This is a genomic window from Pseudomonas sp. GZD-209 (genome assembly GCF_049310485.1).
Taxonomy (GTDB): Bacteria; Pseudomonadota; Gammaproteobacteria; order Pseudomonadales; family Pseudomonadaceae; genus Aquipseudomonas; species Aquipseudomonas sichuanensis.
The window spans coordinates 1-13,750 of record NZ_JBMOWQ010000017.1; the positions used below are offsets into that span (position 1 = coordinate 1).

Here is a 13,750-nt window from a genome sequence, read left to right on the forward strand (position 1 = left end):
CGTCCGCCCCCCCCCCCCCCCCCCTCCTCTCCCCCCCCTCCCCCCCCCCCCCCCCCCCCGATGAGGCCCTTGGATCAGCCGCGGGCTTCTTCGAACCCGGTCAGCACGTTCACCGCATTGATGCCGATCTCATCGACCATGTAGCCGCCCTCCATGACGAACAGGGTCGGCACGCCCACGGCGGCGATCATCCGGCCCATGGCCAGGTAGTCCGGGCTGTCGAGCTGGAAGTGGCTGATCGGGTCGTCCTTGAAGGTGTCCACGCCCAGCGACACCACCAGCACTTCAGGCGCATGGCGGCGCAGGCGCGCACAGGCCTGCTCCAGGGCCTGCTGGTAAGCCGCCCAGCGCGTGCCCTTGGGCAGCGGCAGATTGAGGTTGAAGCCCTCGCCCGCGCCGGCGCCAAGCTCGTCGGCGTAGCCGCTGAAGTAGGGGTAGGAGTCCGCCGGCTCGCCGTGCAGCGAGACGAACAGCACGTCCGGGCGGTCGTAGAAGATGGTCTGGGTGCCGTTGCCGTGGTGGAAGTCGACGTCCAGTACCGCCACCTTGGCCGCCCCACGGGTCAAGGCATGCTCGGCGGCAATGGCGGCGTTGTTCAGGTAGCAGTAACCGCCCATGTACTCGCGGGCGGCGTGATGCCCCGGCGGGCGGCACAGGGCGAAGGCGGCCTGCTGGCCCTGGTCGAGCAGTTCAAGCCCCGTCAGGGCCAGGTCGGCGCTGGTCTTCACCGCCTGCCAGGTGGTGGCGGTGATCGGCGCGCCGGCGTCCATGGCGAAGAAGCCGAGCTGGCCATCGATATGCCGAGGCACCCGCTCGCCGGCCAGGTCGCGTACCGGCCACACCAATGGCAACGCGTCGTGGCTGCGGCCCAGGGCGGTCCACTGCTGCCAGGCCGTTTCCAGGAAGTGCACGTAACGCTCGCTGTGGGCCTTGACGTAGCAGGCGCGGTCGAACGCCTGTGGCGAGACGATATCGCCCAGGCCGACCGTGCGCACCCGGTCGTACACGGTGTCGGCGCGGCTGGGTTGTTCGAACGATGGCTTGAGCACGCCATCCTTGAGTTCGGTGCCATGGTGCAGGCGGTGGTTGGCGCTGAAGACGGTCAACATGCTGGCGAAGCCTGTGTGGTGGTTGATTGACCACTAGGCTATTGCGTCATCGCTGGGTGTTCTTTGCTTTATCGACTCGCAATGTTAGCTTTTCGAGTCTGTTATTTCAGGACTGGCACCCATGGCGAAAAAATTATCCAAGCACGTGACCCTCGACGATACCGACCGTGCCCTGCTCGCCCTGTTGCAGGCCGACGCCAGCCTGTCCAACGCCGAGCTGAGCGAGCGCCTGTCGCTCAGCGTCACGCCCTGCTGGCGCAGGCGCCGACGCCTGGAAGAAGAAGGCGTGATCCGCGACTACCAGGCCAACCTCGACCGCCGCCTGCTGGGCCTGGAGATCCTTGCCTTCGTCCAGGTACGTTTCGCCAGCCACGGCGACAAGGCGCCGGACGACTTCGAGGCGGTGGTGCGCGCGCTGCCCGAGGTGGTCGCCTGCCACAAGATCACCGGTGATGCCGATTACCTGCTGCAAGTGCTGGCCGAGGACCTGGACAGCTACAGTGAATTCATCGAACAGGTGCTGCGCCGGCAGTTGGGGATCGCCTCTATCCAGTCGAGCCTGGCGCTGCGCGAGGTGAAGGCCAGCACGCGGGTGGCGATTCCCGAAGGCTGATGTTACTCGCCGGGCCCTATAACGCCCTATTTCGGTGCAAAGCCTCTAGACTAGGCGCCCTTTCCGCCACAGAGCAGCAACATGGACATCGATCAGGCCCGAACCTTCCTGGAAATCGTGCGTTGCGGCAGCCTGGTCGCCGCCGCCGAGCGCCTGTTCGTGTCGCAGACGGCCATCACCGCGCGGGTGCAACGGCTGGAACGGCAACTGGGCTGCCAGTTGTTCGTGCGCAGCCGCAACGGCGCCAGCCTGACCAGTGATGGCGAGGCCTTCGTCAGCTATGCCAACCAGCTGGTGCAGACCTGGGAAGCCGCGCGCCGCGACCTGCCGCTGCCCCAGGGCTGCCAGCAGGTGCTGCATGTGGGCGGCGAGGTGAGCCTGGGCAACCCGATGATGCTCGACTGGGTCAGCGCGCTGCACCGCGAACTGCAAGGCCACGCGATCCGCAGCGAAGTCAGCGACGGTGAGTCGCTGTTGCGCAAGGTGGAGATGGGCCTGCTGGACGCCGCGCTGGTGTACCAGCCGACCTACGGCCCGGGCCTGCAGGTGGAGCAGTTGATGGAGGAGAAACTGATCCGCGTACGCCGGGTGGACCGGCCTGAGCCGTATATCTACATCGATTGGGGCGAGGCCTTCCGCCGCCAGCACGACGCCGCCCTGCCCGAGCTGTCACGCCCGGCGCTGAGCTTCAACCTTGGGCCACTGGCCCTGCAGTTCATCCTCGACCAGGGCGGCAGCGGCTACTTCCGCACGCGGGTGGTGCAGGCCTTCCTGCAAAGCGGCGTGTTCGAGCGGGTGCCCGAAGCGCCGGAGTTCACCTACCCGACCTTTCTGGTGTACGCCCGCGAACGCGACAGCGAAGCGCTGCAGCAGTCCTTCGCGGTGTTGCGCCGGCTGGTGGCCGCCGGCGAAAGCGACTGGTCACAGCGCTGGGACCCGGTGATCTGAGCCCTGGGCGGCCGCCGTCAGCAGGTGCCGCTTGAGGCCGGCGATCAGGTCGGTCTGAGTGATCACCCCCACCAGGCTGTCGCCGTCGAGCACCGGCAGGCAGTGCAGGCCCTGCTCGCTGAGCAGTGGCAACAGACGCTCCAGCGGGTGCTGACTGCTCACACTGACCACGCGCCGGCTCATCACCTGCTCCAGGCGCACCGTGTTGCGGCGGAACATGCGACGCCAACTGAAACGCCCGCGCGCCATGGCCGGGCCGACCAGGTCGCTGAGGCTGACGATGCCCACCAGGCGGCCGTTGTCCAGCACCGGCAAGGTTTTCAGGTGATGGCTGGCGAGCATCTTCCAGGCCTGTTCGAGGCTGGTGCGCGGCGTGGCCGACTGCACATCGCGGGACATCACCGAGCCTGCGGTGATACCGCCAAGGCTGCGTTGCAACGCATGCTGCTCGGTGGCCAGGATGATCCGCTCCAGCTCGTCGCGGGTCACGTCGACGAACTCGCCGATGTCTTCCAGGGCCTGGTCCAGGTCGTCGGCGTTGATGCCTACGCGCGCGCCAGGCAGCGGGTCATGGGTGTGGTGCAGGTCTTTGCGCGGCGCCGCGCCTTTGGGGTAACGCACGCCGGTGAGGCGGTTGTAGAGCACCGCGACAGCGACCAGGACCAGCGCATTGAGCAGCACCGGTTCGAGCAGGTGGTCGCCCATCGCCACCAGCCCCGGATCGGCCAGCACCGCACTGACCGCCACGCCGCCACCCGGCGGGTGCAGGCAGCGCAGCAGGCACATCACCAGGGTGGCGACCGCCAGCGCGGCTGCCGCCACCCACAACCCGTCGCCGAAGCCGTGGCGCATGGCCAGGCCCACGGCGCCGGCCAGCGCGTAGCTGCCCACCACGGGCCACGGCTGGGCCAACGGCCCGGAATGCACGGCGAACACCAGCACCGCCGAGGCCGCCAACGGGCCGAGCAGGTGCAAGGCAATCGACGGGCCGTAGGCCAGGCTGCACAGGTAGCCGGCGAGGAACAGGCCGAGCAGCGCGCCAAGGCCTGCGCGCAGCCATTCTTTGGGGGGGATGTTCAGGGGCGCCGGGAGCAGGCGCTGCAGACGGGTTTCGGGGCGAGAGGCAGGCATCGAAGTAATAGCGTCGTGTTTTTTTGATTTGAAAAGAAAGCCCAGCGCAAACGCACCTGGGCCCGGTATTGCAAAGGCAATAACGCAAGGGGCTCCGTCCGTGGAGAGATGGAAACCGGAGGGTTTCGTGGGGGGATTGTGCCGGGAGGGCAGGTAGGCCTGCCAATTCAAAAAACTGCGGCTGTACTGCAATTTTTTTGCAGGGTTGATCTGGTCCTCATCGCGGGGCAAGCCCGCTCCCACGCCTATCGCGGGACACCCCGCGATGGCGATCAACGACTTTTGCGCGGCAACTCGATACTCACCCGCAACCCGCCCTGCGGGCTATCCAGCAAGGCGATGCGCCCGCCCCAGGCGTCGACGATATCGCGCACGATACCCAGCCCCAGGCCGTGCCCATCGACCTGCTCGTCCAGCCGCGAGCCGCGCTCGAGCACTTGCAGGCGCTGCGCTTCGGGAATGCCGGGGCCATCGTCGTCGACCCACAGCTTATAACCCTCGGTGGTCGCCGCCATGCCCACGCGCACCTCGCTGTCAGCCCATTTGCAGGCGTTGTCCAGCAAATTGCCGAGCAGCTCCAGCAGGTCTTCGCGATCCCACGGCAACAACAGCCCGGGCGGTACGTCGCGTTCCAGCAACAGCCCTTCGCCATGGATCATCGCCAAGGTTGCCAGCAACCCCGGCAGCTCGGCATCGCAGTCGAACTGCGCGCCGGGCAGCGCATCCCCGGCCAAACGCGCACGGTTGAGCTCCCGGGCCAGGCGCTGCTGGATCTGCTGCAGTTGCTCGCGCATCTGCGCCCGCACCTCGGGCAGTGCCTGCAGGCGCTCGCTGGCGGCCAGGCTGAGCAGCACCGCCAGCGGCGTCTTCAGCGCATGCCCCAGGTTGCCCAGGGCATTGCGCGAGCGGCGCAGGCTGTCTTCGGTGTGATTGAGCAGGTGGTTGATCTGATCCACCAAGGGCTGCAATTCGCTGGGCACCTGGGCATCCAGCTGCGAGCGTTGGCCCTGCTGCAACTGGGCGATCTGCTGGCGGGCGCGCTCCAGCGGGCGCAGCGAGCGGGTCACGGTGATGCGCTGCAGCACCAGCACCAGCAACAACGCCACCAGGCCCATGCCCAGGCCGATCTGCTGCATGCGGCGGAAACCCTCGCGCACTGGCGAATAGTCCTGGGCCACACTGATCGAGATGTCCTGGCCCAGGCGCCGGTAGTCGCCGCGATAGGCCAGCAGCTGCTGGCCCTCGGGGCCCAGCTCATGGCCGTCGTCCAGCCCGGGCTTGGCCGGCTTGGGCATGTCCAGGTCCCAGAGCGAGCGCGAGCGCCAGGTGCCCTGGTCGAAATCGATACGGAAGTAGTAGCCCGAGAACGGGCGCTGGTAGGCCGCCGATATGCGCCGCTCGTCCAGCTGCAGGCCGGACGGCCCACGCACCAGCGCTACCAGCAGGTTCTCGCTTTCTTTGCGCAGGCCGGTTTCCAGGTAACGCTGCAGGCCGGCCTCGAACAGCCACAGGGTGAGTTGCGCAAACGCCAGGCCCACCACCACCAGCACCGCCACCAGCCCCAGGCTCAAGCGCGCCTGGATCGACTTCACGCGCCACTCCCGGCGTACACATAACCCTGGCCACGGCGGGTCTCGATCACGCTGCGCCCGAGCTTGCGGCGCAAGTGGTTGACGTGCACTTCAAGGACGTTGGAATCACGCTCGGTCTCGCCGTCGTAGAGGTGCTCGGCCAGGTGGCTCTTGGACAGCACCTGGCCTGGGTGCAGCATGAAATACCGCAGCAGGCGGAACTCGGCGGCGGTCAGCTGGACCTCGACACCTTCACGGCTGACGCACTGGCGCGATTCATCCAGGTGCAGGCCGGCGGCTTCCAGCTTCGGCTGGTTGGCCAAGCCCTTGGCGCGGCGCAGCAGGGCCTGGATGCGCAGTTGCAGCTCCTCGGGATGAAAGGGTTTGCTCAGGTAGTCGTCGGCGCCGGCCTTGAGGCCTTCGATTCGCTCGGCCCAGGAGCCGCGCGCCGTGAGGATCAGCACCGGGGTGGCGAGGTTGGCCCCGCGCCATTGCGCCAACACGTCAAGCCCAGGCAACCCCGGCAAGCCGAGGTCAAGAATGATCAGGTCGTAGGGTTCGCTCTGGCCCTGGTACACCGCGTCGCGGCCATCGGCCAGCCAGTCCACCGCATAACCCTGCCGTTGCAGGGCGGCAATCAGTTCATCGGCCAGGGGCACGTTGTCTTCGACCAGCAACAGGCGCATTCAGTCATCTTCCTCGTCTTTGAGCAGCTCGCCGGTGCGGGCGTCGAGCTTGATCTCGCGCACCACGCCCTGGGGGGTCAGCAACTCGACTTCGTATTCGTAGCGGCCGTGCTTCTCTTCCAGCTCCGCCTCCAGCAGACGCGCCCCGGGGTAACGCCCCAGGGCGGTCTCGAGCAATCGCTCGAAAGGCAGGATGATGCCCTGCTGGCGCAGCGCCAGGGCCTCGTCCTGATCCAGGTCGCGGGCGGCGGCCAGCGAGCACATGCCGAGCAAGGCCAGGGCCAGGCAGCGCGCCGCCTGCGGTAATGCGTTCATCAATTGTCCCGCGCGTCCTTCAGCACTTCACCGGTCTTGGCGTCCAGGTCGACGTCCCATTCGACGTTCTGCGCATCACGCAGTTCGACCTTGTAGATGTAGCGGCCGTATTCGTCTTCGAGCTCGGAGTCGGTGACGGTGGCGCCGGGGTGCTTGGCCACGGCGGTAGCCTTGAGCTCGTCCAGCGACTTGATGGTCTTGGCGTTCACCAGCTTGACCACTTCATCGGGCTGCACGTCCTTGGCGAAGGCGGCGTTGGCGCCCAATGCAAGGGCGGCGGCGGTGAACAGGGCAGTCAGGGTTTTCATGGGGTCTCTCCTTGGGGATGAGCAAGTTGTCTACGCAAACAAGACTAACCGGGGGTCCTTAATCCAACCTGAAAACAGCTGGCCGCATGATAGCGCAGATGGGAAGGCCGCCTGTACCGACCCTGTCGCCCTGCTACCGTGGGAGCGGGCTTGCCCCGCGATAGGGCCATCTGCCTTTATACTGCCTGGCCTGTGCCACCCAAAGGGCCCACCATGACCACCATCCACATCAAGTACCCCGCCCTGACCTTCAAGGCCGGCCAACGCGCCCTGCGGCAGATCCGCGAGCGCGGCCTGCAGGCGGCCGATGTCGGTGTGCTGCCCGGCGCCGCCGGCGGCCCCAAGCCTTTGGGCATCCAGGGCCTGGACCTGGCGCTGTTCGGTGAATGGCTACCCTCTGCCCCGCGCCAGCGCGCACTGATCGGCGCCTCGATCGGCTCCTGGCGCTTCGCCAGCGCCTGCCTCGACGACCCGGTGGCCGGCATCCGCCGCCTGGGCGAGCTGTACACCGAGCAGGACTTCGCCAAAGGCGTCACCCCCAGGCAGATCAGCCAGAGCAGCCAGCGCATGCTCGACGACCTGCTGCAGGGCCGCGACGGGCAGATTCTCGGCAACCCGCACTACCGCCTGAACATCCTGGTGGTGAAGAGTCACGGCCAGCTCGCCCACGACCACCGCGGCCGCCTGGGCCTGGGGTTGTCTTCGGTGATCGCCAGCAACCTGCTGGGGCGCGCACGCCTGGGCCGGCATTTCGAACGGGTGATCCTGCATGACCAGCGCGCCGCGCCACCGCTGGACGCGCTCACCGACTTCCCTTCACGCTGCTTGCCGCTGGACCTGGCCAACCTGCGCCAGGCCCTGCTCGCCTCGGGCTCGATCCCCATGGTCATGGAGGGCGTGCGCGACATCCCCGGCGCCGGCGCCGGCACCTACCGCGACGGCGGCCTGCTCGACTATCACCTGGACCTGCCCTACCGGGGCGACGACCTGGTGCTCTATCCGCACTTCACCGACAAGGTGGTGCCCGGCTGGTTCGACAAGGCCTTGCCATGGCGCAAGGGCGACGCCACGCGCCTGCAGAACGTGCTGCTGATGACCCCATCGCCGCAGTACCTGGCCGCCCTGCCCTACGGCAAGCTGCCCGACCGCAACGACTTCAAGCGCTTCATGGGCGATGCGCCGACGCGCAAGCGCTACTGGTACAAGGCCATTGCCGAAAGCCAACGGCTGGGGGATGAACTGCTGGAGCTGATCGCCACCGGGCGGTTGCAGGATCAGCTGCAAGCCTTGTAGCGGGCATGCTGGTAGACTGCGCGCATCATTGATACACACAGAGTCCTGACATCTTGGAAATCTTCAAGGAATTTACCTTCGAATCGGCCCACCGCCTGCCCAACGTTCCCGCCGGGCACAAATGCGGCCGCCTGCATGGTCACTCGTTCAAGGTCGGCCTGCACCTGACCGGCCCGCTCGACCCGCACACCGGCTGGATCCGCGATTTTTCCGAGATCAAGGCGATCTTCAAGCCGATCTACGAGCAGTTGGACCACAACTACCTGAACGACATCCCCGGCCTGGAAAACCCCACCAGCGAAGTGATCGCCAAGTGGATCTGGGAGCAGGTCAAGCCGCTGCTGCCGGAGTTGTCGAAAGTGCGTATTCATGAGACCTGCACCAGCGGGTGCGAGTACACCGGCGACTGATCGAAGGGCCTCATCGCGGGGGGGGGGGAAGGCGAGAAAGAACAACAAAAAAAGGGAAGAGGGGAGGGACCCAAAAACCCGCTCCCACGCACCCACATGACGCGTGGGAGCGGGCTTGCCCCGCGATGAGGCCGGCAGCCTACTGCATGGCGTCGCGCAAGAAGCTCGGGGCGATATAGCGCTGGTAATGCGCCTCGGACAGCAGGAAGAACTCCCGATCGATGGCATCGCGCAGCTGCGGCAAGTCCCAATCGCGGAACTCCGGCAACAACACCATTCCATACGCCTCGAGATCGCGGATCATCCGCGCGCCCCGGGCGATCAGCTGGTAAGCCCAGCAATATTCCGACTGCTGCACGACAAAGCGGATCGAGCGCTGCTCCAGTTGCTGGCGCAGCAGGCCTTTGTCGAACACTTCCAGCTTGGCCATCATCACCTGCACCAGCAACTGCTCCAGGCGCAGCCACACGGCGCGTTTCTGCTCGTCGTCGTAGCCGTTCCAGTGGATCACTTCGTGGTGAAAACGCTTGCAGCCACGGCACACCAGATCTCCATACACCGTGGAGCAGAGGCCGACGCAAGGGGTCTTGATGGACTGGTTGGTCATTGGAAAACAACAGCTTGACGGCGGAACACCGGCTCATGTTAGCCCTTTGTCTAACCAGGGTCACTGGTTAAAGTCATCTTTGCCGCCTTACCTTCGGGCTTTTTTTGCCGTAGAATCACACCGCCTTTTCAAGGCAACAATGTCCGTTGGAAGCTGTTTTCAAAGCGTCACGAGCACAGTTGATCCGGTAGAACGGCGTTGGCCCGGGCCATGCACCCCTCGCATGCCCGCGCCAGCCCTCATCAGCCTCCCGTTCTACAGGCGTAAAACTTTGAAAGCAGCTTCTGTAAGGATTCTTTGCGACCCTGGCGGTGCGACTCAAAAAGTCGGCGCTGCGCATGGGTGCATTGAATGCTGGATGAGCGTCCCGGACTCCCTTTAGGGACCACTGATGAGGGTAATAACTGTGCTTGAAGCCTACCGCAAACACATCGAAGAGCGTGCCGCTCTGGGTATCGTGCCCCAGCCGCTGAACGCCGAACAAACCGCAGGCCTGGTCGAGCTGCTGAAAAACCCGCCGGCCGGCGAAGAAGCCTTCCTCGTAGACCTGATCACCAACCGCGTTCCGCCAGGGGTGGACGAAGCCGCCTACGTCAAGGCCGCTTTCCTCTCCGCCATCGCCAAGGGCGAAGCCAAGTCGCCACTGCTCGACCGCAAGCGCGCTGCCGAGCTGCTGGGCACCATGCAGGGCGGCTACAACATCGAGACGCTGGTTGCGCTGCTGGATGACGCCGAACTGGGCGCCGTCGCGGCCGAACAGCTCAAGCACACCCTGCTGATGTTCGACGCCTTCCACGACGTGGCCGAAAAAGCCAAGGCGGGCAATGCCCACGCCAAGGCCGTGCTGGAGTCCTGGGCTGCCGGCGAGTGGTTCACCTCGCGTCCGGCCATCGCCGACAAGTACACCCTGACCGTGTTCAAGGTGCCTGGCGAAACCAACACCGACGACCTGTCCCCTGCCCCGGACGCCTGGTCGCGCCCTGACATCCCGCTGCACGCCCTGGCCATGCTGAAAATGGCCCGTGACGGCATCGAGCCTTCGCAGCCAGGTTCGGTCGGCCCGCTGGCCCAGATCGAAGCGGTCAAGGCCAAAGGCCACCCGGTTGCCTACGTCGGTGACGTGGTCGGTACCGGCTCCTCGCGTAAATCCGCCACCAACTCGGTGCTGTGGTTCTTCGGCGACGACATCCCGTACGTTCCGAACAAGCGCGCTGGCGGCTTCTGCTTCGGCACCAAGATCGCCCCGATCTTCTACAACACCATGGAAGACGCCGGCGCCCTGCCGATCGAATTCGACTGCACCAACCTGGCCATGGGCGACGTCATCGACGTCTACCCGTTCAAGGGCGAAGTGCGCCGCAACGGCAGCGACGAACTGGTCACCAGCTTCGAGCTGAAAACCGAAGTGCTGCTCGATGAAGTCCGCGCTGGCGGCCGTATCCCGCTGATCGTCGGCCGTGGCCTGACCGAGAAAGCCCGCGCCGAACTGGGCCTGGGTGCTTCCGACCTGTTCAAGAAGCCAGAGCAACCTGCCGCTTCGACCAAGGGCTTCACCCTGGCGCAGAAGATGGTCGGCCGTGCTTGCGGTCTGCCGGAAGGCCAGGGCGTGCGCCCAGGCGCCTACTGCGAGCCGAAGATGACCACCGTCGGCTCCCAGGACACCACTGGCCCGATGACCCGCGACGAGCTGAAAGACCTGGCGTGCCTGGGCTTCTCCGCCGACCTGGTCATGCAGTCGTTCTGCCACACCGCTGCGTATCCGAAGCCGATCGACGTCACCACCCACCACACCCTGCCAGACTTCATCCGCACCCGTGGCGGCGTGTCGCTGCGCCCAGGCGACGGCATCATCCACAGCTGGCTGAACCGCATGCTGATGCCTGACACCGTCGGCACCGGTGGCGACTCGCACACCCGCTTCCCGATCGGCATCTCGTTCCCGGCCGGTTCCGGCCTGGTAGCCTTCGCCGCTGCCACCGGCGTCATGCCGCTGGACATGCCAGAGTCGATCCTGGTGCGCTTCAAGGGCAAGCTGCAGCCTGGCATCACCCTGCGTGACCTGGTCCATGCCATCCCTTACTACGCCATCCAGAAAGGCCTGCTGACCGTCGAGAAGAAGGGCAAGAAAAACGCCTTCTCCGGCCGCATCCTGGAAATCGAAGGCCTGGACGAACTGACCGTCGAGCAAGCGTTCGAACTGTCCGACGCCTCGGCCGAGCGTTCCGCTGCCGGCTGCACCATCAAGCTGCCAGAGAAGGCCGTTGCCGAGTACCTGCAGTCCAACATCACCCTGCTGCGCTGGATGATCGGCGAAGGCTACGGCGATGCCCGCACCCTGGAGCGTCGCGCCCAGGCCATGGAAGCCTGGCTGGCCAAGCCTGAGCTGCTGTCGGCTGACAAAGACGCAGAGTACGCCGAGATCATCGAGATCGACCTGGCCGACGTCAAAGAGCCTGTGCTCTGCGCGCCGAACGACCCGGACGATGCCCGCCTGCTGTCTTCGGTACAGGGCGAGAAGATCGACGAAGTGTTCATCGGTTCGTGCATGACCAACATCGGCCACTTCCGCGCTGCCGGCAAGCTGCTGGACAAGGTCAAGGGCGGTATCCCGACCCGTCTGTGGCTGGCTCCGCCAACCAAGATGGACGCCCACCAGCTGACCGAAGAAGGCTACTACGGCATCTACGGCAAGGCCGGTGCGCGCATGGAAATGCCAGGCTGCTCGCTGTGCATGGGTAACCAGGCACGTGTGCAGACCGGTTCGACCGTGGTCTCCACTTCGACCCGTAACTTCCCGAACCGTCTGGGCGACGCTACCAACGTGTACCTGGCATCGGCCGAACTGGCTGCTGTCGCTTCGATCATCGGCAAGCTGCCGACCGTCGAAGAGTACATGCAGTACGCCAAGGACATCGACAGTATGGCTGCCGACGTCTACCGCTACCTGAGCTTCGACCAGATCGCCGAGTTCCGCGAAGCGGCCGCCAACGCCAAGATCCCGGTGGTTCAGGCGTAAGTTGAGTTTCAGGCTGTAACAGAAAGCCCCGGTAGAAATACCGGGGCTTTTTTGTTGGCGCGGCTGCCCTCATCGCGGGGCAAGCCCGCTCCCACGATGCAAACGCCAGCGCATTGACGTGGGAGCGGGCTTGCCCCGCGATGAGGCCGGTACAAACAGCATCAAATCACGAACAGATCGACAAACCTGTGCACCGGCATGGCCTCCAGCCTCACCTGGTCCTTGCACAACGCCACAATCTCCTCACAGCGCTGGCGCACGAACCGCGTCGCCAGGTTGGCCCTGAACTTGGCCTCCAGCAACGGCAGCCCCTCCTCCCGCCGGCGCCGATGGCCGATCGGGTACTCCACCACCACCTGCTCGGTGTGGGTGCCGTCCTTGAAGAACACCTGCACGGCATTGGCGATCGAGCGCTTGTCCGCCTCCAGGTACTCGCGACTGAAACGCGGCTCCTCGACCACCTCCATCTTTTCACGCAAGCGGTCGATGCTCGGGTGGGCGGCGTGGAAGCTGTCTTCATAGTGCTCGGCCACCAGGTCGCCGAAGATCAGCGGCACTGCGGTCATGTATTGCAGGCAATGGTCACGGTCGGCGGCGTTGGCCAGCGGGCCTTCCTTGGAAATGATGCGGATTGCCGACTCGTTGGTGGCGATGACGATGCGGTCGACTTCGTGCAGGCGGTTGCGCACCTGCCGATGCAGCATCACCGCCGCCTCGCAGGCGGTCTGGGCATGGAACTCGGCGGGGAAGCTGACCTTGAACAGGATGTTTTCCATGACGTAACTGCCGAAGGGCTGCGGCAGGCGCAATTCGCGCTGAGCCTCTTGCTTGAGGGCCAGGTCCTTGTTGCTGTGGCTGAACGAAACATCATAAAAGCCCCACTGCGCAGCACTGAGCACACCGGGGATGCCCATTTCACCGCGCAGGGCGATATCGGCCAGACGCACGCCCCGGCTGGAGGCATCCCCCGCCGCCCACGACTTGCGCGAGCCGGCGTTCGGCGCATGGCGATAGGTGCGCAGGGCCTGGCCGTCGACGAAGGCATGGGACAAGGCCGACAGCAGCTGATCGCGGTTGGCGCCCATCAGCTTGGCGCACACTGCCGTGGAGGCGACCTTGACCAGCACTACATGGTCCAGGCCGACTCGGTTGAAGGCGTTCTCCAGCGCCAGCACGCCCTGGATCTCGTGGGCCATGACCATGGCCTCGAGCACCTCGCGCATGGTCAGCGGCGCTTCGCCACCGGCCACGCGCTTCTGTGACAGGTGGTCGGTGACCGCGAGAATTCCGCCCAGGTTGTCCGAGGGATGGGCCCATTCGGCAGCCAGCCAGGTGTCGTTGTAGTCCAGCCAGCGAACAATGCAGCCAATGTCCCAGGCGGCTTTGACCGGGTCGAGACGGTAGGCGGTGCCGGGCACGCGGGCGCCATTGGGCACCACCGTGCCTTCGACCAGCGGGCCGAGCAGCTTGGTGCATTCGGGGAAACGCAGCGCCAGCAGGCCGCAGCCGAGGGTGTCCATCAGGCAGTGGCGGGCGGTATCCAGGGCTTCGGGGGATTCGACGCGGTAACCGAGCACGTAGTCGGCGAGGGTCTGCAGAACCTGGTCGTAGTCGGGGCGGGTGTTGAGGTCTACGTTTGCGCTCATTCGTGGCTCCTTGAAAAAGAGCTGCTTTGCAGCCCATCGAGGGGGGGGGGGGAGGGCAGAAAGAAGGGGGGCGGGAGGTGGGGTGGGAGTCGGTAGT

General features: G+C 65.5%; 13 protein-coding genes. 5 read left to right on the forward strand and 8 right to left on the reverse strand.

From position 1 onward, the window contains the following. Positions 1-74 precede the first annotated feature (74 nt). Positions 75-1,109: a histone deacetylase family protein gene (locus ACO6VM_RS02665; RefSeq protein ID WP_322359223.1), complete on the reverse strand. Its 1,035-nt coding sequence runs from the start codon at positions 1,107-1,109 to the stop codon at positions 75-77. A 121-nt stretch (positions 1,110-1,230) separates the two neighbouring features. Here ACO6VM_RS02665 and ACO6VM_RS02670 point away from each other — a divergent pair, with 121 nt between their 5' ends. After that, positions 1,231-1,722, forward strand: coding sequence for an Lrp/AsnC family transcriptional regulator (locus ACO6VM_RS02670; RefSeq protein ID WP_422402736.1), 492 nt, complete (start codon positions 1,231-1,233; stop codon positions 1,720-1,722). 81 nt (positions 1,723-1,803) lie between these two features. Beyond that, complete coding sequence (locus tag ACO6VM_RS02675) at positions 1,804-2,670, forward strand: LysR family transcriptional regulator (RefSeq protein ID WP_422402737.1); 867 nt, start codon at positions 1,804-1,806, stop codon at positions 2,668-2,670. On the opposite strand, the gene ACO6VM_RS02680 is transcribed toward ACO6VM_RS02675, so the two are convergent. The 5 genes from ACO6VM_RS02680 to ACO6VM_RS02700 form a co-directional block, all read right to left on the reverse strand. Next, a complete protein-coding gene (locus ACO6VM_RS02680) occupies positions 2,644-3,801 on the reverse strand; it encodes an HPP family protein (RefSeq protein ID WP_422402738.1) in 1,158 nt (385 codons plus the stop codon). The two genes, ACO6VM_RS02675 and ACO6VM_RS02680, sit on opposite strands and share 27 nt — an antisense overlap. Before the next feature lie 272 nt (positions 3,802-4,073). Continuing rightward, positions 4,074-5,393 carry a sensor histidine kinase gene (locus tag ACO6VM_RS02685; RefSeq protein ID WP_422402739.1) on the reverse strand — a complete coding sequence of 440 codons (1,320 nt, stop codon included), beginning with the start codon at positions 5,391-5,393 and terminating at the stop codon, positions 4,074-4,076. Then, the gene (locus ACO6VM_RS02690; protein WP_401057003.1) at positions 5,390-6,058 is read right to left on the reverse strand and encodes a response regulator transcription factor; all 669 of its coding nucleotides are present in this window, start codon (positions 6,056-6,058) and stop codon (positions 5,390-5,392) included. The genes ACO6VM_RS02685 and ACO6VM_RS02690 overlap by 4 nt, the downstream gene beginning before the upstream one ends. Next, positions 6,059-6,373, reverse strand: coding sequence for a PepSY domain-containing protein (locus ACO6VM_RS02695; RefSeq protein WP_110994220.1), 315 nt, complete (start codon positions 6,371-6,373; stop codon positions 6,059-6,061). Further along, positions 6,373-6,681, reverse strand: a complete 309-nt coding sequence (locus ACO6VM_RS02700) for a PepSY domain-containing protein (RefSeq protein WP_422402740.1) — start codon at positions 6,679-6,681, stop codon at positions 6,373-6,375. Before ACO6VM_RS02700 ends, ACO6VM_RS02695 begins: the two co-directional genes overlap by 1 nt. Before the next feature lie 213 nt (positions 6,682-6,894). Here ACO6VM_RS02700 and ACO6VM_RS02705 point away from each other — a divergent pair, with 213 nt between their 5' ends. Together ACO6VM_RS02705 and queD are read left to right on the forward strand one after the other, a co-directional pair. After that, entirely contained in the window at positions 6,895-7,974 is a 1,080-nt protein-coding gene (locus tag ACO6VM_RS02705; protein ID WP_422402741.1) for a patatin-like phospholipase family protein, read from the forward strand. Positions 7,975-8,027: 53 nt separating this feature from the next. Then, entirely contained in the window at positions 8,028-8,384 is a 357-nt protein-coding gene (gene queD, locus ACO6VM_RS02710) for a 6-carboxytetrahydropterin synthase QueD (RefSeq protein ID WP_054901708.1), read from the forward strand. 139 nt (positions 8,385-8,523) lie between these two features. On the opposite strand, the gene ACO6VM_RS02715 is transcribed toward queD, so the two are convergent. Beyond that, positions 8,524-8,991, reverse strand: coding sequence for a DUF1289 domain-containing protein (locus ACO6VM_RS02715; RefSeq protein ID WP_110994216.1), 468 nt, complete (start codon positions 8,989-8,991; stop codon positions 8,524-8,526). 406 nt (positions 8,992-9,397) lie between these two features. Here ACO6VM_RS02715 and acnB point away from each other — a divergent pair, with 406 nt between their 5' ends. Next, positions 9,398-12,007 (forward strand): bifunctional aconitate hydratase 2/2-methylisocitrate dehydratase, encoded by a 2,610-nt coding sequence (gene acnB / locus ACO6VM_RS02720; protein WP_401057147.1) that lies wholly within the window; start codon positions 9,398-9,400, stop codon positions 12,005-12,007. Positions 12,008-12,168: 161 nt separating this feature from the next. Here acnB and prpD read toward each other — a convergent pair whose 3' ends face one another. Next, positions 12,169-13,653 carry a 2-methylcitrate dehydratase gene (gene prpD, locus ACO6VM_RS02725; protein WP_422402742.1) on the reverse strand — a complete coding sequence of 495 codons (1,485 nt, stop codon included), beginning with the start codon at positions 13,651-13,653 and terminating at the stop codon, positions 12,169-12,171. Positions 13,654-13,750: the final 97 nt, after the last annotated feature.